Below are 25,103 nucleotides of genomic sequence, written 5' to 3'. Positions count from 1 at the left end.
TGCTAGACAATGTAACTAGAGTGATAATGAGGTCAGTTTGAAATTAAATATATCCAAATATCTTGTGCTACTGTTAACGATCAATATCGCTGGCTGTAAAGTCGAAGATCCTTACGACGCAGGAGAAACACAAGCTCAACAAACTGAAAGTCAAAAAAGAGCCGAGCATTTAAAGCAAACATTTACAGGCTCAATGACTGTTAAGAATGAGCAAGGGCAAATTTTAAGTGATATTACAGTGAGCTTTGCTAGCCAGAATTATCAAACTGACGCTAATGGACAATTCACTTACAACGAAATTGCTTTTGGTAACCACCGACTAGTAGTAAGCGACTCAGGGTATTTCCCACTCGCTGCAACAATCACAGTTACAAAAAACGGTAACAACCAAGACATTACCTTAAGTAGCAAGAGTAGTAATACTGTTAGCTTACTGTTTGCTGGTGACACTATGTTTGGGCGTCGTTTCCTCGATCCATCACTTGCAACTATGACAGCTAACATTCCCGATATTGAGGGTGCCCTTATCCGTCCAGCGACAGCTGCTGAAAATGCACAGTCTCTAACACAGTTTGTGGGCTCTTTTTTCCAAGCTGCCGACTTCACATCTGTTAATTTAGAGTCACCAGTGACAGCATCACCTGAAACACCTCATCCAACAAAAGAATTTAGCTTCTTTTCTCTTCCTGAGACCCTTGCAGGAATAAAATCAATCGGCGTAGATTATGTCGCATTAGGGAATAACCATGTCTATGACTTTTTAGATGATGGCCTTAACGATACGCTAACTGAAGTCGCTAATGCAGGGATTGCCAACAGTGGCGCGGGTAACGATATACAAAGTGCCTATCAACCTGAGTATATGGATGTAGGCACCGTTAAACTGGGGCTTTTTTCAGCGACATCGATCACAGGTAAAGAACATGCTATTACCTACGTTACTGACAAAACCAAAGGCGGTGCAGCCGATTTAACAGAATCAGAATTGGTTGAAATGTACCTTGATGAAGCTGCTAATAATAGCGATTATGTAATAGCCCAAATGCACGGGGGCGATGAATATAGCTATGAACCAAGCAACTATATAAAAAGTCGATTTAACTTATTGTCAAAGCAAAAAACTAATTTGATTATTGCTCATCACCCGCATATCGCCCAAGGATTTTCTGTGTTCAATGGTGTCCCCGCCATTCTTGGTCTTGGTAACTTTGTCTTTGACCAAGATAGGTTAGATACCTTATTAGGTGTGGCTGTATTAGTACATGTTAACAAAGATTCATCGCCAATGACTGAGCGTGCATATGCATACCCTATTTATGTGGAGGGGTATCAACCTAAATTCATTAATGGCTTTTTAAGCGATTATTTATTACGCCGCTTAGCCGAATTTTCAGACGATAACATCACACTTATCCCAAGAGATGGCTATGCAGACGTATACTTTGCAAAAAACCAGGCCAGTAGCTCTTCACATACTAAAACAGTCACAATAGCAGCAAATCAATCAATTATTGACCTACGTGATTATGCCCCATCCAGCAAATCATTCTTAACTAAGATTGAACTTATATCTGGTGCAGCCCCTTCAAATATTAGATTTGGTCGCGATGTTATGGTTTTCGGGGATTTTGAAGATTGGGACAATGACGATGAGCAATTGGAAGTTGCACGCTGGGATCATACTGGTGATAGTGTGACACCTTGTATTAGCCAAGCAAGAAATGGCCAGCAAGGCTTGTGTTCATCACGCACTCAGTTTGACAATACACCTTCTATTATTCCTTTTCGCCAAACAATCCGTGCAATGGAGTTACCAAATCTAGAAAATGAAATGAGCGTGTTTAAGGATTTTAGTTTATTTGGTTATAGCAAAGCAGATAATGCAGGCAAGCTCGATGCTAAGTTAGTAATTACAACAGCTGAAGATGGTCTAGAGTTTTCAACACAATATATAAGCATTCAGCCAGCGGGTAGCCACACTTGGCAAGCGTTTAATTATGATTTTACACTCCCATCGGATGATTTAACATTAGGACCAGAAAAGTTACCTGCAAGAGGAATAAAAGTCACTTTTAACCACTACCCTCCTGAAAAAGATGAAGCTAATCTAGCGCTTGATGATGTTACCATGATTTCTTGGCAAACCAAGCTTGAGTTAACAGAGGGGGTTTGGCAAACTGATAGGATGCATGGTTTTGATTTTATAAACTTAAATTCAAATGCCCCACTCACTTTTAAGCTCACTTTCAGTACGCTTGACTAATTTTACTACCCTAGGATTTATAGTGGCTTTTAAACAACAATTTTTTCTATTAAAGAACCAACGAACATTCTGGCTAATTTTAAGTTTATTTATTATTGTAATAGTAGCAAATACATTATCATTGTTTCATTCAGCCAATGCTTTTTTTTACAGTAACTTAGCACAGCTAACGCACAGCCAAAAAAGTAATGTCGTTATTATAGAAAGTGAGCATTTGAGCCGTGATCATAATGTTTTAGTTGAGCAACTATTAACATATAATCCAAAAGCTGTTGTTGTACTCGCAAATGAGCAGTTAAGCTACTTTAAGTCTGAAGGACAAGGACCTGAACAAAAGGTATTTTATCCTCACCCTAATAACGCATATTGTCTGCCAGCTATTTCTGATTGGTCAGGCTATAACGTTGAATTAGTAGCTATGTCTAAAAGTTTATGCAAACCTGTGTGGCCAGCATTATTTAGTGATCTTGATTTAGACAATAATTTACTAATAAATTTTTCGTTATCTCCTTCGGCTTTACCTAAGTTTACAGCAACACGCTTGATGACTATGGATATAATGGCAAGCCAGTTAGAAGAGAAGGTTGTGATTATTGGCCAAAAAAATGTGGGATTAGGGGTAACGCTTAATGCGCCAAAACTACAACACTCATCTAATTATTTATTACTAACAGCTTATATTGCAGATACGCTAAATAAGAACAATGCTGTGGTCATGCTTTCGAAACTACAAAGTACATTTTTGTTACTAGCCATTGCGTTTTTACTTTTATTTGCATTTCAAAAGCTCTCAATAAATTACAGCATATTTTTAGTTTTAACCCTTATAGCTAGTTGGTTTACTCTTGGCTATTTCACATTGATTCTACAACAACTATTTTTACCTGTTGGTCAAATGAGCATCCTTACTCTGTTTTCTCTACTGTGGGTGATTTTGGTCAGGAAACTAAACGAAGATAGTCAATTAATCAGCCTGATAGGTAATATTCAGCAAAAGATGGCTGGGCGTTATCTGCCAAAATCATTTACCTTACAAAGTAGCCCATGGGATGCCATTATCCGCTTGGTCAATCAACAACTCGCATTAAACAAATCTATATTTCTGGCCCGCAAAGAAGGTGACCATAGACTAAGCGAAATTAGAGCGGTGAACTGTCAGTTAAGCGATATTAAAGAAATGCGCCGAGACTATAAGCGAGAGCCCTACTCTGAAGCCTTAAAAGCATTTGGCGTAATCCCTATCGACAGACCTTTTTTTGAAAACATTGAAGACGGTGAAGTCCAATATATTGTGCCATTAATTTATGCTGGTGATGTACGTGGTTTTTGGGCTATGACTGTAACCCCAGATGAAAATTTTAATCAGCAAGCATTTGAAAAAAATGTAAATGCGTTCGCAGCTCAAATTGGCGAGTTACTATTTCATTATCGTATTTTTGAATCGCAAACAGATGCAAATAATAGCGCGCTTTCTCAGTTATTAACTTTGCGCCTTAAAGAACCTTTAAGCCAACAAGTAAAAGTATCAATTGCCGAGATGGAGCAAAAGCTAACGACTTTAGAACATGTTTTCAACAATATACGCTCAGCGACGGTATTGTTTAACTTGTTTGGCCAAGTAGTACAAATCAACCAATCATTAGAAAAACTAGCAACAAAACATCAGTTTTCAATATTTGAAATGACCGCTCTGGATTTATTATGTTTAGTGACAGATCTTGACCTTGAAGCTGCTAAAGGAAAACTGCGTTTTATTACATTACAAAAAGGTGACATCTATCTCGAGGCACACATTGATAATAAAACGTATATTTTAAATGTTAGAGCAATGGATTCAGCCAATGTGCAAAGTGCATCTGGGGAACCTTTTCAAGTGTCTGGCATTTTGTTTGAATTTATCGATCTTGCCTTTTTCATAGAAAAAATGCCCAACAGTAAACAATTATGTGACTCGATAAATGAACAACAAAAGTGTTATATGCAAAGTTTAGCGGAGCAAACTAACTAGTGGGCGATTTTATTTTACAGCTCTTTCCTGCTGGTGGCGGACTTGGTCAGTCAGTAATTACCACTGTTTGGATTGGTATTACTGTTGTTTGTTTTCTAAATTTACGATTTGGCTTTCCCTTAACGGGCTTAGTAGTACCAGGTTATTTAGTTCCATTACTGATCGTCAGCCCCACCTCTGCAGCCGTAATTTTAATTGAAGCCATCGTTGTATATGGCATTATGCTATTTTTTGCTAAATACATCATGGAACGCTTTGGCTATGCTGAAATGTTCGGTCGAGATCGATTTTTTGCCATCATACTCATAAGTATTCTTGTACGTGTTGTCATGGATACGTTATTTTGGCCACTTATCGCAGGTGTATTGAGCGGCTGGGATATTACCTTTGATTACTCTTCACAGCTCTATTCCCTTGGTTTAGTTATTATTGCGCTAACAGCGAATGTAATGTGGAATGGCGGCTTTAAATATGGCATGAAGGTCACTATTGTCCAACTTGTAATTACCTTCTTATTGGTGCGTTTTGCATTAATGCCAATGACTAACTTTAGTATTGCCAACTTGGCGATTATGTATGAGGCCGTAGCGGCGTCAATTATAGCAGCGCCTAAAGCCTATATCATATTGGTCATTACAGCCTTTATCGCCTCTCGCGCCAATATTAAATATGGCTGGGAATTCAATGGCATAATGCTTCCTGCATTACTTGCATTGCAATTAATGCAGCCAACAAAATTACTCACCTCATTTGCTGAAACCGCCATTATTTTGATTATTGGCGCATCTCTATTGAATTTTACTCGCTTGCGTAATGCCAATATAGAAGGTGCTCGTTTACTGTTGTTTTTCTTCAATATTGGATTTATTTATAAACTACTTCTAAATTATTTCTTAGTTCATTATTACCCCGAAGTAAAAGTAACAGATGCGTTTGCCTTTGGTTATATGCTCTCAACCTTATTAGCGCTTAAAATATATCAAAAGAGCGCCTTAGGATTAGTGATCCGCGCAACTTTTCAAACCTCTATAATAGGGGGAGCACTTGCAATTGTGATTGGGTTCATCATCATGTTTGTCCCTTCATTATTTGTAGATACAGGTATTAAAGAACTTTCTGCAAATCAAAAGATAAGCACTTTAAACCAACAAATTAGTGAATATAAGAGCTACTTATACACAGAAAATAAGGGGCCAATCGAAATAAGTAGCTATCAAGCAAGTCAAAATAAAACCAAGTTTAAACAAGCTATTTATGAAATAAATAAAGCACCAGACTCATCTGAAAACTTAGCTAAAGTAGAGCAAATGCTCGCTAAGCTAGATTTTCAACTGCAGTTTGATGAAAAGTATATATATATCCGCGATGCCCGAAAAACATCACAAAGAGGTTTATTCGTCATCTCCCGACAGCCAAAATCTGGCTTTATTGTGACGGTCCCCTTCCCGACATCTGAAAGCTTAGCAAGTGATTCTGCTGGCCTTATTTTTTCTCATTTCAGCAGTAGCGCATTAGTCTTTGGTACAAGTTCAACACCTAGTGCTGAACTTTCACATAACAATGAGCAAAGCCCCTACTATCTTGCCTTTATTGAGGCTATGGATATAGAACAACTGTTTCAAGTGCGAGAAGTAAATGCAAGAACAAGCCGCCTGTTAGCAAAAACAACCATAGGTGCAACAAGCCAATATTGGATTTACAACCAACTGCCAAGTTCTTTAAGTCAGCGCTTAATTCAACAACTACTAGGGTACGAGGAAACATTCTTTGGACAAGCAACAAGCACTTCGTTGCCTCAAAATGGCTTTGACGGTCAATTGTTTGAAGCCTTTCTTAACAGTGATAATTACACAACATTATTGTCTAATATTTCTCGCGATAATGAGCTCGATGCAGAAAATGCAATTAACTACTCGGAGCAATCTCTCACTGACGTTGTTGATTTTAATTCACACTATATTACAGCTAAAGGTAGTGGCGACTATCTCCCTCTGTCGGTTAACCAAGCTGCACTTTGGGAGTTTGAAATTCTTCGTCCTTTGTACCGTATTAAAGTAGATTTAGCGGGTCAAAATATTGATGAAGACACCATTAACCAACTAAACCAAATTAATGCCACGACTAGGTTGCTAGGTTATGAGCTTACACTTCTTACCAATCAGCAAGGGCGTTTTTTAGTCATCGCACCGCAGCCGAACAGCCCCGCGACTAAACATGGTCAAGGGTTTTACATATTAAACCTAAACAATAGCGAGCAATTAAATATTGCAGTCCCGCGACCTATTTTTGAAAGTAATACACTGAAATTTGCGGCGCAATTATTTGCCAACAGTAAAGCCGAACATCTACTAATAGCCGGTGCGCACCCTTACGCTCATCCAAAAGCAAATGTTTTAGCGCCAAATAATGTTGATTCATTATTTAATGTAGTGCATCAGAGTTATTTACGATTTGCTGCTAATGACGTTATATTGAATTTACAGTTAAGAAGTCACAGCGCACCATCTTGGATAAGACCAACTGCGTTGGCCTTTCAATTTACACATTCAAATGGGACTCATCAAAATCTACTTAATACGCTTGATACTAATTTAAAAAATCTTGCTGTAAGCTATCAAGTAGTACATGGTCAAACTGTTACTCGAGGTTTAGAGCTCGGCACTTCGCCACAATCAGGGTATCAGCTATTTGCTCCAAATAGTGAGCTTGCAACCCTATGGTTAGCTTCTGACTTTAAGCAACAATTTTCTGTGAATCAACAAAGTTTAGTCCAGCGTTTATTAGCTATTTCTAACGAGCCAACAGTAAAAGTGATGAACATAACAACACTATCACCCACTGATTGGAAAACGTTAACACCTCAGTTAAAAAATGATTTCACTCATACTATCCAGCGTTATTCCAGCTCACAAAACTTAACGGTGTTAGCACAAATGTGTGCTCAATTAACAAGCTGCCAACTTCAAACGATTGAGTTTGAAGGGCGTAAAGAATACGCATTAGCAATTAAACAACAAGGTAAGTTATTGGCCATCTTCAACCCAGTTACAAATAGATTAACTGACCAAAAACGTTTTAACACTATGATGAGTGAGGGTGCGTATGCAATATATTAAGCAACTCTTAAAATTACTTATCTTGCTTCCTCTTTTAGTTGGTATTGGGTTTTCTGGATTTAGTTTATATATTTGGTTAGGCTCAGCAGAGCCAACAAGTATTCGCTCTGAAGATGAAACTCGTTCGAATGTGCAATGGTTAAGTAGCGATAAAGCGCTTGTTTTTTCTTTTTCACCATCAAGAACACATTCGATTAGAGTCTTATCAAATGCTATTTTTGCACAACAGTTAAGCCTTGATAAACCAGTAAATTACGCAATTGAATATGCGTTTATTGATCAACAAAAGCAGGTTATCAGTTCACATATTTATCATCATGCATCAAAGCTCACTCCGTTAGAAAATGAGTTTCAAGTAAAACAAATAATTGAAGATCGCCAAGCCCTTACCGTTGCATCAGGACAGTCATTTTACATTAGCCCTGAGCAGCTTAAAAATGTTGCAGCCATTTCCCTAAAGCTTATCCCTGAAGATACTCAGGTGATGGGAGTGGTTGTTCGAGTACATGCTAAAACACTTAATGACAATCAAGATAAGAACAGTACGTGGCTTAAATTACCTTTAGAACGAAGAGAGCGCGCCACAGAATATCACAGCATTGGTGCCAATGCGTTATCCATGAAAGAGATATCAAATGCCGTTACTTACTCATGGCTTAAGCTTGCCCCACAAGGGATACCTAGCATTGATTTCAAGTCAGATATTTTATACGAAACATTACCGTACAATGTTGTAACTTATGATTTCTCGAGCCAGCAATTAAATTTAGGTGACTATTATACCGACGCATCTTTGTGTGCGAGTATTACCTTAGGTGAACCTGATACCCTGCATTTCACAAAAAGTGCAGCCATTACTCCTATCCTAACGTGGTACGACTTAAATCAGTATTTACCACCAAAACGAGTGGTTGTTGAACAAGATGCTAATAAACCACTCTCTTTTACAACTGAACCACTGGCTGCTGGTCTAGTTACTATTTGTAGCCAAGAACCGCTATTAACTACTTGGTCACTTGTCTCTCAACAAGAGTTGACGACAGCACAAGATAGCTATTATTTGATAAGCGAACCAATGAGCGCACGCTACGATGTTGAACCTAACAGCGATCTAGCAATTGAATTAAGATCTGCAACACGCAACGCAGTTACAGTTTCTGTGCTTGATCAGTCGAACCAAGTTATTGATGACTTCGAAGTGTACTATGATGGTGGAATATCTGCATTCGATCGAGTAATTTTAGACAGCACACAACGCCAGCAAGTAGCACAAGCTAAAACCTTTTACTTACGTGTTGGGAAAAATGCTGCAGCTATCAAAATAAACTCAAAGCATGACGCATTAGTGAGAATAAAATCTCGTAATAGCCTGTTTAACTATCAACGTACGGTATGTCATTTGAATTGTTTTGAAGATGAGACGTTTCATAACATAGCGGCTTGGTATGAACAACAAGCAAGTAATCACTATATATTTAGTGAAAAAGAGATGCTGGTAAATATTCGTGTGTTTGCAGCTCCACCTGAAATAGAACAAAAAGACACCTTTTATCAATCTAGTGATCTTTCAAAACAACTTAGTTTATCAAATGTTGCTCTTGTATATAGTCCTGATAAATACTTTTTGGAGCCAACAGAGCCATCTCAATTTCACTTTGCAAAAATGAATAACAAACAACTGATTCAAAAATCAACCAATATAAAAAGTACAACACCGGCAAGTATTATTTATCAACTAAACAAAAATACAGCGAAAGAAATTGATTTAAAAGACACAGATTTTGAGCAATTAGCACGCGTTGAAGACAGCTCAAAAACCATTTATCAAAACTGGCAAGGCGAGCGTCCTTGGATAAAACAAAGGTTATATAAATTAACTGCCAATAAAGCGGTTACTTTAAACTACCCCACATTACGCCCGAAAAGTGTTGTGGTTAAAATTTATAGTAACAAAGAAAATGACGATGTCGTTTTGAATTTATCACAGCACGCAAAATATTTTAGTGGTCTAAAAGAAGAATATAGCATTGCTAAAAAGCGCTACAGATTACTACCAAGTAGCTTAAGTGAGGCCTTTTTAATACACCCAAAAGATAGCCGTCTATATTCATACCCAGCCATTACAAATCAAATTACGGCGGATATACAAGCAATACACAGCATTCGAGTCACTACAGATAAAGATGTTTGGGTTGCTGTCTTAGAAGAATACTCTAAGGAAGAAGTAAAAGTCAGGTGGTGGAATGATGACTCTTTATAATACCCTATTCCCATTCGTCACACTTCTGGCTATGAGCTTTTCAACATACGCCAAAGAAGCTGATAATTATGCTAGTTTAAAAAAACAACTTAGTACTTGGTTAGCAAATTCGAATGTAGTTTATGCTGATTTTACTATCACTCAGCCCGTTACTATCACTACTAATGATAAACTGGCGGCAGGAGGGGAAGTAAAATTCAAAGCATCTGGCAAGCAATGTGTTGCCTATGCTCCGCACCGTTTTTATGATATCCATACTTATCGTATTGCACTGGCACTTTTTGAACACTGCCAAGTTTTTTTAGCAAATACAGTTCACAGGAACACACTTAATTTGAAAGGTCAGAAAACAGATTTGGGGAAGTATCGCTACAGTACAACAAATGCATTTCTTGATGTTTATAGCCAAACAGTAGACACATTTACTATTTACCAAATTCATGGTTTTGATGCCGCCAAACGACGCACTAAAGAAGCTCTCAATGCTGATGTGATAATCAGTAGAGGAAATAAGTACCCTAACGATAAAATTAAACAAATGAGCCAATGCTTAGTACAAAAGCTGCACTTGAATAGCGTTATTTATCCTATTGAAGTGAAAGAGTTAGGGGGCACTAAAAACATATTAAATACTGTAGCGCCACGCAACAGTCATTTTTTTCATATTGAGCTAAGCAATACATTGCGCGCTCGCCTTATAAAACAGCCAACTTTAATGAGTCAATTTAACACATGCATTACGCTATAGTTGCTTTAATCTCTAGTTTGTTATTGATGGTTAGCTCATTAAGCTTAGCCAGCAATGATAATATTTTAAAATCCCCATATTGGTTGAACGTTCAGCCTAAGTTATTGCTCGCTCAACAACAGCAGAATATGTATTTCGAGGCCAAACAGAGCCATTATTTATGGCTTGAAAAAGGTCAATGGCTCGAACTTGAAAATGATACATTTAGCTCATTTATTTATAGTTCTGGCACAAGTCAAATAGCACAGCAAAGACTTAACCAACGACGCGATTTTATTTGTGAACAAGATAAATGTCAGTTACCAAGCACCTCGTATAATCGCGTAATAAAAATATCAAATCACCTTGATGACGCTGAATACCTGTCAGTTATGGTCGGTGAAAAAAATAGACATAAAGATAGCTTTCGTCGTGCAATAAAACTGCCAAGGCAAGCAACTCGTTTGCGTTACGGCCAAAATATCGAACACTATTACCATTTTAAAGCCGGGGATACCGTAAAGCTGTTTTTTCAAAACGCAAAAAAACTAAAAATAACTGTTCGAAAAGACCTATTAAATAAAGATATTAACGGTAAAGTATATGCTTATATTAATGACCAGCCAGCTGCTATCGTCGGCGTTTTAGCTAGTCGTGCAAGTGAGTTTCACAAGCCACACATTGGGTTAGCTAACACTGAATACCTCGCAGTGGGTAAAGGTGAATATTTAACACTAAAAAGCGAAACTGACGCATATATTAAACTTGAGCAGAACCATCGCGCTATATACGACGACCTTGCTATGGATAAACAACAAGAGGCGTTATTTCAACCATACTGGGTTAATAATCTAAACAATACGCTAACACAAATTTATCAGCAGCGTGATCTATCACTTCTCGACCCGCAAGTTTATCGCCATAGTGACTTATTGGCTCAACGTCGTTATCTAGATCTACTCAAAACAATCAGTACATCTGACTACCTACTCCCACTATCAAATGAAAGTGATAGTTTCACAAGTTACTTTAAACACTTTGATAGTCTAAGCGGCGTACGCTTAGTTGACGATATTGGCTACCCAATTTTAACCGAAGAGTATGCACAAGTTCATCAACTGGCACATCAAAAACACTTTTTCTCTCTCGATGCAAAACAACGAGTGAAGCAAACTATTACTTTCCATGCAAGAAGTGAAGTTGATACTCAACTGTTAGTGAAAAGTGGTAACCAACAATGGCAGTTAAATTTATTAAAAAGTGAGAACTTTGCAACTTTTGAATTAAATATACCACTGACAGCATCTGGCATCAGTATTCAAAATTTGCAGCAGCAAAGACACCCTATTGAGTATGTGTTACAAAGTGATAGATTGTTAGATTTACCAAATAACGAACTACTGTATGCACAGCCTGGTCTGCTAACAACAAAAAGTAAGATTATAGACTCTTTAATAAAGCAGCAGCTAACGCAAGCAGGAGACGAGTTTTTATCAACACTAGTCCCTTATAACCCTGTACTTGAGCCTAATAGCTTTACATCATTTGATTCGATGCATTGGCAGCACCAGCTTGGAGAAGCGCAGTATTTAGCCAAAACAGATCCACTGCAAGCACTGCTAGTTACTAAAAAATTAGTCTCAGTCCCTAGCGTTGAAATTGCAATTAAAGCATGGCAATTACGCATTGCTATATTGATCAAGCAAGGTAGAGCCATTTTAGCTAAAAGTTACCTTGAGGGCCTATTTAAAAGCAGTGATAAACCAGCATTAAAACACTATGCCGGTGGCGAACTCCTTAAACAATACCAAGCGTTAGGGCAAGATTATAAACTACAAGGTTTATGCGCTAATGCACTCACTGAACTACCTGCATGTCGTAACATAACCATTGATTTAGCTATCAAGCAGCAAAAGAACTTATTTGCATTATGGCTCAGCCATGACTTAACGGCCGATGATGAATTAAACAGTAGCTTTAAACGTCTTAACTGGCGTGATTACAATAACACGCAAACACAGCAACAACTTATTTATGGCGTTGAGCATAGTGGACAGCAAACATTAACGAGTTCTGCTGCTATATTTCAAGCTTTTACGGTTACCCGCACGCAAGGAATAACATTTAAAGCTGTAAATCAGCCAATGACAATTGCATTGCGAGCTCGAAGTGAAAGTGTTCAAAATGGGCAATATAAAATGAGCTGGTTATACACCAGTCAGGGTAAGCAGCAGTCTTTATTGCCTATATTTTCTGACGTTAGTTCTACCACCGCCTTAAAAAACAGCGGTGAATTATTATCTATCGCCTCAGAAAGTTTACTCACTCTAAAGGTTGGTGAATCGATCAGGTTAACCAGTGATCACCCTACGTTTGTCACTTACAAAGTAATTCCTGCGCCGTTAGTAACTAGCTTTAACTATCAAAACATGGCAACCCCTCACTATTGGCAGACACCATTTATGTCATTGCTGTATGACTCTAGTGTGGATTTAAAGAGCCTTTTAAATAATACGTTATTCAAATTAGCTGAAAAAACATTAAGCATAAACGAGTTCACACAAGTGCTCGCCAAAGTACATGCTTTGAGTTTGCCTGTCGAACTGGAGTCTTTATATTCACGAGTACAAAGCTACGGTGAGTGGGAAGCCGTTCCTGAATATGAGGATTTTGCAGGTACGCAACTAATCGCTGTAGACTCATTAAGTCAAGCAAGTTATAGCGACCAGCTTGCTCGTGCAAGTAGTCAAGAAGGATTTAATAACGGCTTAGTGCTGCGTCCTTTACATAGTATGTATATAGATTTAAGCCAGACACGCTCGCAACAACTTAGACTAAACTTTAACTTTTCGTCGGCAGAGTTATCTCAAGGTAATATTGCTAACGTGGCGCTAAACTTAGGTGATTCAGAAAAAACATGGTCTGTGCAACCCGATAAAATCACTTCTTTTGGCTTTAATAAATCAGAGTTAAATGACAGTGTGATCTCATTACGCTGGCTCAACCCTTACCTTTCACAAATTATGACAGTAAATGCACAAGAGTACCGTGATAATACATGGCAGGATCTCCCGCTTGCAAACAACCTGTTGTTTTATACCGTATTGCCTGATGCACATTTGATAGCGAAATTACCTGCAGATAGGCTAGTTAAGCTTGAGCAAATGCAGTTAAACATTGGTGAGGAACAAGTTGCTCAGCGTACCGAGCGTACATTTTTCCATCCTGCTGGGAAAGTTGAAGTGAGTACTGATAAGCTCAAATACGTCCGTCTTTATACATGGCAGCTGAGTAAAAGCAATCATAAAATATCGAATTATAAAGCGCCGACAAAAGTTGAAAAACAGTCGATTGTTTATCAACTGCCTGAGTCTGAAAAATCGCTACAAACTGAAGTCGCACGTTTTTCTCCAGATGATCTTAGTTGGCAGGCTTTTATAAATTATGATCGCCGCGGTATATTTGAATCCAGTGAAGATATAGCAACGCAAAATAACATTGATGTTGGCGCGCGTTTTCGTTTAATCAGCGATGAGAATTGGTATCGTCTCGATCTAAGTTACTCAATAAGCGAAAGCGATAAAGATACCATAGCAGTTGATATGTATCACTCTTGGCAAGATCATGACAGCCCTTGGTACGTCGATAGCGCATTAAAAACGCGGTGGCAGCCATCAACACAAGGGGCTGATAGCCAATATAGTGTCAGTACCTCTGTACAGGTTGGTCAAATTTGGCGCATAGATGAAAGTCATCGTCATCAATGGCAAGTAAGCCCCTTTTATAACTATAGCAGTGCAAATATAGATGATTTATTACTTGATCCAACTCTAAGCTCTGATATTTATAGTTTCTATCGCGAAGATCACCCATACGGTTGGCGTGGTGAATATCAATACCGTTATCAGCCATGGGTTGACAGCTATTTTAACTTCTTAGCGGGTAGCACATCTAATTCTGATTGGACCAGCCTAGACAGCTTGCGCTTTGGGACATCGTGGACTCAATACTATCAAGGTCATATTTTTCAAGCAGGACTTACCAGTTATTATAAATTTGCTGATAAACACAGACCAAATAATACCTGGCAATACATCACGAGTCTTGGCTGGCGTAAACAGGTTCCACTTGGAAGCCTATCACAAGGTTGGGTTAAATTACGTTGGGATCAAGACTGGTTTAGAAATGACCATAATATCAGTTTAGAATTTTCTACGGGTAACCTTGATAGCACTGGTTTTGAGGTTTTCTCTCATGACGAAATTATTTTTGAGTCGCTGCAACTCAATCACTTTTTAGAGCAAAATTAATATGGCCACAGTTGAGAAACAGATGACCCACAGCGAACTTAAAAAGCACTTAGAACATTTATTATTTGCCGATATTGCTAACTTTTGGCTCGATCTGTATCGCCAAAAATACTTACAGTTAGTCGATGATTTAGCTGATTGGGAGTTGATCCAAAACATCCCAGAAAATGAAGATTTAGATGCATGGCTGCTGCGTCAAGCTATTGCCTTCTTGCGTCACCAAATTGAGAAAAAACAACAGAGCTTACAAAAGTTAGATGCCGGATACTCTCTCTTTATAGAACGATTAAGCCACGCTGAAATGAGTGCCGAACGCGAGTTTCATATCCTTGATTATGCAAAGCAACTCGGTGGAACACCAAAGCAATTAAGCTTAGATAAACTTGCTTTCTCACGTTGGTTTGATGAGGGAGCGGTTATTAATCGCTATCAAGATAAAGTTGCCGAAATTGAACAGACTTTAAAGTTTTTAATCGGCAAACTGGGGGATTTAAGTAATCGTTATTTAAGAGCATTTTCTAACAATATTGAAAAAGCATGGCAAACATTAGATTTAGAAAGCTTCTTTTTATTGTTATTGTCAAAAACTGACAATGAACATGTAAAGAATGCACTTTATCGCGCTCTGGCTAATCAAGTTCAGCTTATCCACACCTATAACGGCGCACCAGAACTTAGCGCAAGCCTCATTGAAACTTTAGTATTGGCACTAGAGAATAGCCACACACCTCATCTAGCACGATTAGATATTTTAGAAATTTTAATCCATCAACGCCCCACTTACCTACGCGTCTATATGGAACAGTTCATTAATGATGAAACTGAGGAATCGTTAACTTACGAGATCAAGTTATTCACCTTAGCTGCATTTGCCAAAATATTAACAAGCCAAATCAAATTAACACCAACATGTGAAAGTTTGCTTTTACAACTAGCTGAACATGAGTACCCTCGTGTACGGCAAAGTGTTATTGAGCAGTCATCTAGCTACGAATTATCATTTCAAGAAGAGTTATTAACTGCTCGATTAAAAGCTGAAAGCCTTGATTCAGTTCGCTTTACATTAGTAAAACAGCTTAGCCACCCTCGCTTATGCAATGATAATTTTGCATTTAATTTATGGAAGCAGTTATTAAATGCCAAAGAAAGTATAGCGATAAAACGTCTAACACTTGAATTAACTGCACGTATTATGCTTAACCAACAACTTGAAACGGCTGAACCTGATGCGGTATTCACTGTATTCATCGAATGTTTAAACGCGCAATTAACCGCAGAACCCAATATTGCTATTCGCCGTTATATTACGCGGACCAGAGAGCAACTTGTTGCCTTTCAACATCAAAATATTATGGCTGAATTAGATCAAACGTTACCGCTATCTGCAGTCTCAACACTCAAACATGAAGATATTGATGAAGAATTATTAGGGCGTTTATTAAGTCGTAAAGCCCAACAGAATGAAGCCTTTAACGTTAGTAGCCGTGGTCACTCATGGCACATTAATAATGGTTATAAATATGCGTTTCGTTTGTGGCGTTTTATGCACGAGTGGCGCAACCCAAGCTCAGATAAGCGCCAAAGCTTTAACCACAGTAAAGCACGTAAGCCATCTGCATTTATGCACATTCCAAGCTGTACCGTTGCTGAGATCAGTGCCACCGATGTACCAGGAGAACCATTATTTGATGCTGTAGAACACTCAGCTCGCCCTCACCTGCCACTTCCTGATTTTTTACTTTCGGTATTAAGCCAAGATAATTTAAAACAAGCAGCCAAAACATATACTCCAGATGGAATTTTGTGTGTCCAGCCGCCAAAGTCTTTATTTAAACGCATTAAAACTTATTTATGGTTATCTACACACTTTGATAGCTTAGATGCTCAGCGTAAAGGTAATGACATAGAGCAAGATAATTACTTAAGAGCTTTAGAAAAGCATGGCTTTGTTTTTGAATTTAAAGCATATGGTCAGCAGTTAGGCTGTCAATTTCAGGTTGAAGAAAACATAAGTAAACTCTATAAAAAGCTCAGTATATCGCCACTGCTTGTAAACATATGGCTAAACTTTAAAGAATACCTTTACTCAATTTATCAAAACAGTATTGGCCAACTCATATTCTTTGTTATCGGTTTTATGGTTTACTTTTGGGGCCGTCATATTCATGTAAGTCAGCGTATTCGATCTGATCGTAAAGCAATCCCGGTTAGTATTGGTGGCTGGGGAACCCGTGGTAAATCAGGAACTGAGCGCTTAAAAGCAGCACTTTTTAGTAGTTTAGCACTTAAAGTAATTACCAAAACAACCGGTTGTGAGGCTACATTAATTTACGCTCGTTCAAATGGAGAGCAATTTGAGGTGCCTTTATTTCGTCCATTTGATAAAGCGAGCATTTGGGAGCAAAGTGACGTCTTACATTTCGCAAAAAATGTCAAAGCTGACGTTTTTTTATGGGAATGCATGGGCTTAACACCACGCTATGTAAAAATTTTACGTCAATGGATGCAAGATAACTTTTCAACAATAACGAATGCATACCCTGATCACGAAGACATATTAGGGCCAACAGGCATTGATGTTGCAAAAGAGATGGCCAACTTTATAGCACCAAAAAGTCAGGTTTTCACAAGTGAACAAACAATGATGCCTGTATTAGAAAAAGACGCGATAAGTAAGCAAGCCAGTCTGATCCAAGTACATTGGGGTGATGGCTACCAGATAACCCCGGATATACGTGCTTTATATCCGTATGAAGAACACCCTGATAATATTGCTTTAGTATGTAAGATGGCCGAGCACATAGGTTTAGATAAAAACTTTGTGTTTAAAGAAACTGCGCAACGTATCATTCCTGATATTGGAGTTTTACAACATTTTTGCCCAGCTCCGTTTGAAAATTTTACAATGTCTTTTATCAATAGCATGTCTGCAAATGAACGCTTGGCAACATTAGAAAACTGGCGTCGCTTAGATTTATTTAGCTTAAGCCATGATCCAAGCAAACAAACCATAGCGCTAATAAATAATCGCAATGACCGTGTAGCTCGTTCAAAAGTTTTTGCACATATTCTCGCTGAAGATCTACCATTTGATAAAATGGTCGTTATAGGCACAAATGTTGATGGTTTTTATAGTTATTACCTACAAGCATTTGAAGAACGGATAATTAGAATCATCAACAATGATGATTTACAAGAATTTGAATCGTTATGTTCACAACTTCATTGTATTAAAGATGCAGAATCATTGGCGTTAGTTTTAAGCCACGCACTTAATTTTGATTGTTCGGCTTCAATGTTTATAAATATGAAACAGTTGCAGCAATTTGATGACTGGTTAACAGTTCAAGCACTAACGCTCAGCCCACAGCAGCGGTTGAATATACACGATGTATTCAATCACTATTTAAGCTATCAAAATATTTCGCCTTTATTAACCGACTTAAAAGCGAATCAAGCTGAATTACAAAAAATACTGATTACCCTTGTCAAAACTAAGTGTGTACTTGTAGATAACCCGCAAGTTACGCCTGATGAGCTAACGTTTAAACTTTCATCTTTAGCTAGGCCATATTGTCACCAAGTTGTTATTGGCATGCAAAATATCAAAGGAGCTGGTTTAGGCTACGTATATAGCTGGCAACAGTGGCAACGCATTCACGATAGTATAACGACCTTGCTAAACCCTGATAGCACAGCAGAGCAATTTAAAAAGACGCTGACTCGTTTATCTTTAATCACAAAGTTTAGCCAGTTAGAGCATGCTTATCTACACGATTCATTGAGCCGTATAAAGCAAATGCATCATGCACAAAATGAATACAGCCAAGCTGAGCTACTTCATATTAGTGAACGTTTAGAAAACTACTCGCATCGAGAATATGAAAATACGGAGTCTGTGCAAAAAAACCGGATTACTCGCTTTGCAACTCAAGTCGCAGAGTCATTCCTTGATGCTGGAGCCGCCGTGAAGCGTAAAAAAATTGCCAATCAGGTTTATAAAGATATTGCATCAAAACGTATTACGCTTGAAAAAGCGATTGAGGTACTTGGTAAGCTCAACCGCAATCAAAAGCCTGGATGGCTGTCATTTTCTAATAGCAGTAAAAAATAACCGCTATTTCATCACCTCTACTCATGTACAAACCTTTTAGTACTAGGGTTTGTATATGCTATTAAACTTACTTACTAGCAATGTAACTTGCTAAAAATAAAGAATAAAAAAATATTATTTTTTTATTCTTTATTTTATTTTTCTAACTCACTGTTTCAAAATGATTGTTGTACTGTTGCCTGTTTTTAATCTCCATAAACGCAATAATATTCATGCTCAGCATTTGACCAATGCCATAAAATATAGCACAATAGTATCATATTAAGTTAAACATCCTGTTAACATAATCAGATGTAATGATCTGGTAGGAGAAGAATTATGAAAAACTCAGTCTTTAAGCTTGCAGCTTTACCTTTATTACTTGCATCTAGTTTCACAATGGCTAGCACTAACTTAGTTGCTAATGGTTCATTTGAAGACACTGCTGCATTTTCTGGTTCATGGAGCCTATTAAATGAATTACCAGGATGGCAACGTTCGGCTAATGCAAATTTTGAAATTCAAACGTCTGCACTAAATATCGTAACAGCTCAAGACGGCTCTAAATACATCGAGCTTGATTCAACAGCTAACTACAGTGCATTTCAAACTCTTGCTACCGAAGAAGATCATAACTATGAAGTGAGCTTTTATTACTCAGCCCGTGTAAATGGTAATGAAACAACAAATAAAGCCGAAGTATATTGGGACGGTGAGTTACTAGATACGCTTAATGCTACAACCAAAGGCTGGACAAAATTTACTTACACTGTAAAAGCGAGTTCTACAGCAACTGAGTTAAAATTTGTTGGCGCAGGTGCATCCGATTCTGTTGGTGGATTTATTGATGATGTACAAGTAACAACATCATGTGCTTCTGGTTTATATGGCATCAATAACTTTGGCTCTAACGAAGATGGGTTTGTTTATCACTTTGATACACAAAATAATACCTACTCTACTGTTGCCGGTTTATCAAATACAGCATCAAACATTGCATCTCACAATGGCGTGTTGTACTTCATGGAACAGTTAGATAAGTCGACTAAAGAGTCTCAGGTTTTATCACTCAATCTTGCTGATAATACTCAAGCTTTAGTTACTGCAACTAATTCATACCCAATCTATCGTTCTGCAATGAATGCTGATGGCTTATCATTGCGTGCAACAAGTAAGACATACATGTACGATTTCGATATAGCGACGGGTGATAAAACAGTACTAGGCAAATTATCTTTCCCTGGTGACTCGTTTGCTGATGGTGATATTGCTTACTCTGCTGATAACAACATTCTATACGTACTAACAGGTAAAGCACTTTATACTGTTGACCAAGGTTCGTTAGCGTTATCTTTAGTCGGTGAACATGGTGTTGACCAAGCGTCAGGTATCGCAATCGCCGCTGATGGTAGTATTTATGTATCTGGTCGTGTTAAAGGTGAAAATGCTAAAATCTTTATGCTGAACCAAAATACAGCTGTAGCGACATTTGTAATGGATGGCCCTTCACACGTTAATGATTTGACATTTGTTGATAGCAACTACTGCAACTAATCGCTGAATCTACTTTAAAAGCCAGTCAATGACTGGCTTTTTTGTTTCTATAAAAATACAAGTAAATACTTGTCTATACAATTTAACTTTATACGCATGTTCTTCAACGTGTAACACTTCCCCTAGTAAACCATGGTATGTATACTGATCCGCGATTGCAGCTAGGATAAGGGTGTGACTCTTACCTCTGAGTAATAACTCAGTTAGCAAACCATTACCTTAGCTGCATTACAATAATATTCACGGCCACCCGTTCAAACAGTGCCTTAAGCACGGAACGATCAAAGCAAAAATAAGGCCGTTATAACAAACATTAAGTTAGGAATTAAATATGAGTTCATTACCTAAGGCAGGTGATTTTTTAGGGCATCCTAAGGGGTTATTCCTGTTGTTCGGCACAGAAATGTGGGAACGTTTTGGTTATTATGGCATGCGTGCCATTTTGGTTCTGTATCTAGTAGCAATTGTACAAGATGGTGGCTTTGGTTGGAGTAATGCAGACGCCTTAAGCCTATACGGTACATTTACAATGGCTGTTTATATTACGCCACTGTTTGGTGGTTGGTTAGCCGATAACGTGCTTGGACAACGTAAAGCTATCGTAATTGGTGGTTTATTGATGGCTGCAGGTCATTTTACCATGGGTATTCCTCATGATATGTTGGCAGGACAAGAAGAGAATATTTTCTATCTTGGCCTTGCCTTATTATGTTTGGGTAATGGTTTATTCAAACCAAATATCTCAACTATGGTTGGTGATTTATATCAAGAAGGCGATCAACGTCGTGATGGCGCGTTCACTATCTTCTATATGGGTATTAATATTGGTGGTGCACTTGGTCCATTAGTTGCGGGTTATGCGGCAGCGTCAATGGGTTGGCAATATGGCTTCATCGTAGCTGGTATTGGTATGCTTATCTCTGTAGCAATGCAAGTTATGCTAAGCAATAAATACTTAGGCAATATCGGTGTCGAGCCGGCAGTAAAAATTGCGCAAGCACAGTCAAACTCAAACACCAAAGAGCCTCTAACTAAAGTTGAAACTGACCGTATTAAAGTTATTTTCACTATGAGTGTATTTAGTATCATTTTCTGGATGGGTTTTGAGCAAGCCGGCGGCTTAATGAACTTATTTGCAAATGATTATACTGATCGTATGCTTTTTGATTTTGAAATTCCTGCATCATGGTTCCAATCATTAAACTCTATTTTCATTATCGTTTTTGCACCTATGGTTGCCATTATTTGGTTGAAACTTGATAAGCGTGAACCTGACTCGCCAATCAAATTCGCCATTGCTTTAATTTTCTTAGCACTTGGTTTTGTGACTATGATTTTAGCTTTATTAAGCCAAGGTGAAGGTGAACCATTACAAATCAGTATGATGTGGTTAGTGTTATTCTACTTATTCCATACGTTGGGTGAGTTATGTTTATCGCCAATTGGCTTATCAATGGTAAGTAAACTGGCACCACTGCGTTTAGCATCAATGCTAATGGGTATTTGGTTCTTATGTACCGCTGTTGCCAATAAGATTGCAGGCTTTGTTGGTTCATTCTTAGGTGAAGGCGAAGAAGCTCTCGATAATGCACTAGGTATTTTCATTGGTCTTGGCGCTACAGCGGTTATTTCAGCTGTGATCATGTACTTACTAAGCGATAAGTTAGTTAAGTGGATGCACGGTGCTGAAGGTCAACATGAACCGCATACACAAGAGCATATCTTAGCTGAAGAACTTGAAGTTGTAGCTGATAAGCAGTAATCGATACGTTATAAATTTAAAAACGGCACTTACATAAGTGCCGTTTTTACTTAAGGGCAATAAAATATGAATGATGTAAATAAATAAGTACACAACCGCATCGTTATTGCCATCCCAAATAGTGTTATATCTTAAATCCACCCTGCGCGTTCATTCTCTGTGAATCATTAATAAAACCATGTAAAATAACAACTTTAATAAATAACATGGCTTTTTTATAAGCTCAAAAACAAGGATTTATTACTTTTATAGATTATTGTGCTCTATACAGAATGCGTTTTAACCTACATTAACCTCCCCCGAAAAGGAACTGTATCTTTTATTTTACAATTGCTCGCAAAGCTAAATAAATAGCGGCTCTTCCCCTAATCGCATTTATGGTTAATCATCTGCTGTATTAAATACAACAAGACGCAGTGCTTATTGCGGGAGAATTAAAATGAGTGAAGTAAATAACCCTTTAGGTTTAGTTGGTATCGAGTTTACTGAATACGCAACACCTGATGCAGATTACATGGATAAAGTATTTACCGATTTTGGTTTTTCAAAATTAAAGACCTTTAAAGGTAAAGATATTGTTTATTACAACCAAAACGATATTAACTTTTTACTAAATAATGAGCGCGATGGTTTCTCAGCTGAGTTCGCTAAAAGCCATGGTCCAGCAATTTGCTCAATGGGTTGGCGTGTTGAGAATGCACAAAAAGCATTTGAAACAGCAGTAGAGCGCGGTGCAAAACCAGCGACTGATTCAACGCATAAAGATTTACCATACCCTGCTATTTACGGCATTGGCGACAGCTTAATTTACTTCATTGAACAATTTGGCGATAAAGGCTCTATTTATGAGCAAGACTTTGAAGATCTAAGTGAACAAAACATTGTTGATGACAAAGGCTTTATCCGCATCGACCATTTAACTAATAATGTTTACAAAGGCACTATGGAAACATGGGCTAACTTCTACAAAAACGTATTTGGTTTTACAGAAGTTCGCTACTTTGACATTAAAGGTCAAAAAACAGCCTTGATCTCGTATGCACTTAAATCACCATGTGGCACCTTCTCTATCCCTATTAATGAAGGTAAAGGCAGTGATAACAACCAAATTGATGAATACCTTGGTGAATACAACGGCCCAGGCGTTCAGCATTTAGCGTTTCTAACTGATGACTTAGTAAGCTCGCTTGATAAACTTGATAAATCAACAATCGCGACTTTAGATATTATCCCTGAGTACTACGACACTATTTTTGACCGTGTACCGTGGGTTGCTGAAGATAAAGAAAAAATTCGCCAGCACCAAATCCTTGTTGATAGCCAAAGTGAAAATTGTTATTTACTACAAATTTTCTCTAAGAACTTATTTGGCCCAATCTTCATTGAAATGATCCAACGTGTTGATGACGGTGGCTTTGGTGAAGGTAACTTCCAAGCGTTGTTTGAATCAATCGAGCGTGACCAAGAGCGTCGCGGCGTTTTATAAACACCGTTTTTAAAATTTAAAAAGCAGCGTATTTCGCTGCTTTTTGTCGTTTCATCTGTTTTATAAATGACAATCTGATTTTCACTGTTTAAATCGCGCTATTTGTCACCATATCCCTGTAAAGCGTGACTGACTAAACCAAAGGAAATGTAATGAGTTTAATTAACGAAACCCATGATATAAATTTAACTAGCTGGGTAGCCTCAGCAAATGTTGCAAACTGTGACTTCCCTATTCAAAACTTACCGTTTGCAGAAGTACGCCGTAAAAATTCAAGCGAAGCATTTCGTGGTGCGGTTGCCATTGGCGACCAAGTTATCGACCTTGCAAAAGTAAACCAGCTAGCAATATTCAGCGGTGACGCGCAAATAGCCGTTGCAGCAGCAAGTAATGCAACGTTAAATGAATTTATGGGTTTAGGTCAGCAATACTGGTCAGCACTTCGTTTAGCACTGTCTAAAGCGCTACGTGAAGGCTCAGCAGAACAAGCTACATTAAGTGAAGCACTGATCGCACAAGCTGATATAGAATTCGCATTACCATGTCGCATTGGTGATTACACAGATTTTTATACTTCAATTTACCATGCAACTGCGGTTGGTAGCTTGTTCCGCCCTGATAACCCATTATTACCGAACTACAAATGGGTACCAATTGGTTACCATGGTCGTTCATCGTCAATCGATGTTTCAGGTCAAACTTTTCATCGCCCTAACGGCCAAACTAAAGCGCCTGATGCTGAAGTACCGTCGTTTGGCCCATGTAAACGTCTTGATTACGAGCTAGAGCTAGGTATTTACCTAGGTAAAGGCAATGACTTAGGTGATGCTATCGCGATTGAAAATGCAGAAAACCACGTATTTGGCTTCTGCGTATTTAATGATTGGTCAGCACGTGATTTACAAGCATGGGAATACCAGCCTCTTGGGCCGTTTCTTGCTAAAAACTTCGCATCAACGGTATCTCCATGGATTGTGACAACGGAAGCACTGGCGCCTTACAGAACATCATGGACACGCGATGAGAACGATCCACAGCCACTTGATTACTTAGAATCAACCCATAACCGTGAGCTTGGTGCTTTTGATATTAAAATGGATGTATTGATTGAAACGCAAAAAATGCGTGATGAAGGCCATACTCCTGCTCAAGTATCAAAATCAAGCTTTAAACACTCATACTGGACTGTGGCGCAAATGGTCACTCATCACACAGTAAATGGTTGTAACTTTATGCCTGGCGATATGCTTGGATCAGGTACACAGTCTGGTCCTACCCATGAAGAAGCTGGTTCACTGCTTGAGTTATCTCGTGGCGGCAAAGAAAAAATAACACTCAGTAATGGCGAGCAACGCAGCTTTTTAGAAGATGGCGACAATGTTGTTATGCGTGGTTGGTGTGAAGCTGATGGCTTTGCACGCATTGGTTTTGGCTCAGTAGAAGGGACTATCCTTCCTGCTAAGTAATTAAATAGCCAATATTTTTAATATCAGGTTAATAAAAAAAACGCTCATTTGAGCGTTT

At 38.2% G+C, this 25,103-nt stretch carries 11 protein-coding genes; all 11 read left to right on the top strand.

Translation table 11 applies throughout. From position 1 onward, the window contains the following. The first annotated feature begins 37 nt into the window (after window positions 1–37). The 11 genes from ACJJVX_RS11170 (at window position 38) to fahA (ending at window position 25,045) form a co-directional block, all read left to right on the top strand. The gene (locus ACJJVX_RS11170; RefSeq protein ID WP_405631485.1) at window positions 38–2,263 is read left to right on the top strand and encodes a CapA family protein; all 2,226 of its coding nucleotides are present in this window, start codon (window positions 38–40) and stop codon (window positions 2,261–2,263) included. 22 nt (window positions 2,264–2,285) lie between these two features. Continuing rightward, on the top strand, window positions 2,286–4,271 hold the full coding sequence (locus ACJJVX_RS11165; RefSeq protein WP_054205119.1) for a hypothetical protein: 1,986 nt from the start codon (window positions 2,286–2,288) through the stop codon (window positions 4,269–4,271). Next, entirely contained in the window at window positions 4,271–7,387 is a 3,117-nt protein-coding gene (locus ACJJVX_RS11160; protein WP_054205118.1) for a poly-gamma-glutamate biosynthesis protein PgsC/CapC, read from the top strand. The genes ACJJVX_RS11165 and ACJJVX_RS11160 overlap by 1 nt, the downstream gene beginning before the upstream one ends. Continuing rightward, window positions 7,374–9,647 (top strand): hypothetical protein, encoded by a 2,274-nt coding sequence (locus ACJJVX_RS11155; RefSeq protein ID WP_405631481.1) that lies wholly within the window; start codon window positions 7,374–7,376, stop codon window positions 9,645–9,647. The genes ACJJVX_RS11160 and ACJJVX_RS11155 overlap by 14 nt, the downstream gene beginning before the upstream one ends. Beyond that, window positions 9,631–10,395, top strand: a complete 765-nt coding sequence (locus tag ACJJVX_RS11150) for a hypothetical protein (RefSeq protein WP_405631478.1) — start codon at window positions 9,631–9,633, stop codon at window positions 10,393–10,395. Before ACJJVX_RS11155 ends, ACJJVX_RS11150 begins: the two co-directional genes overlap by 17 nt. Beyond that, window positions 10,380–14,684 carry a hypothetical protein gene (locus tag ACJJVX_RS11145; RefSeq protein WP_405631476.1) on the top strand — a complete coding sequence of 1,435 codons (4,305 nt, stop codon included), beginning with the start codon at window positions 10,380–10,382 and terminating at the stop codon, window positions 14,682–14,684. Before ACJJVX_RS11150 ends, ACJJVX_RS11145 begins: the two co-directional genes overlap by 16 nt. Before the next feature lies 1 nt (window position 14,685). After that, the gene (locus ACJJVX_RS11140) at window positions 14,686–18,798 is read left to right on the top strand and encodes a poly-gamma-glutamate synthase PgsB (protein WP_405631474.1); all 4,113 of its coding nucleotides are present in this window, start codon (window positions 14,686–14,688) and stop codon (window positions 18,796–18,798) included. A 318-nt stretch (window positions 18,799–19,116) separates the two neighbouring features. After that, window positions 19,117–20,331, top strand: a complete 1,215-nt coding sequence (locus tag ACJJVX_RS11135; protein WP_405631471.1) for a hemolysin-type calcium-binding protein — start codon at window positions 19,117–19,119, stop codon at window positions 20,329–20,331. A 331-nt stretch (window positions 20,332–20,662) separates the two neighbouring features. After that, the gene (locus ACJJVX_RS11130; RefSeq protein WP_054453295.1) at window positions 20,663–22,093 is read left to right on the top strand and encodes a peptide MFS transporter; all 1,431 of its coding nucleotides are present in this window, start codon (window positions 20,663–20,665) and stop codon (window positions 22,091–22,093) included. Between the two features lie 439 nt (window positions 22,094–22,532). Further along, window positions 22,533–23,579, top strand: a complete 1,047-nt coding sequence (hppD, locus tag ACJJVX_RS11125) for a 4-hydroxyphenylpyruvate dioxygenase (protein WP_054205112.1) — start codon at window positions 22,533–22,535, stop codon at window positions 23,577–23,579. 152 nt (window positions 23,580–23,731) lie between these two features. Further along, window positions 23,732–25,045 carry a fumarylacetoacetase gene (fahA, locus tag ACJJVX_RS11120; RefSeq protein ID WP_169328009.1) on the top strand — a complete coding sequence of 438 codons (1,314 nt, stop codon included), beginning with the start codon at window positions 23,732–23,734 and terminating at the stop codon, window positions 25,043–25,045. Window positions 25,046–25,103: the final 58 nt, after the last annotated feature.

Origin of the sequence: Pseudoalteromonas sp. Ld20, from assembly GCF_045064175.1 — a bacterium.
Taxonomy (GTDB): Bacteria; Pseudomonadota; Gammaproteobacteria; order Enterobacterales; family Alteromonadaceae; genus Pseudoalteromonas; species Pseudoalteromonas neustonica.
This window is presented reverse-complemented; position numbering and strand designations above follow the sequence as displayed.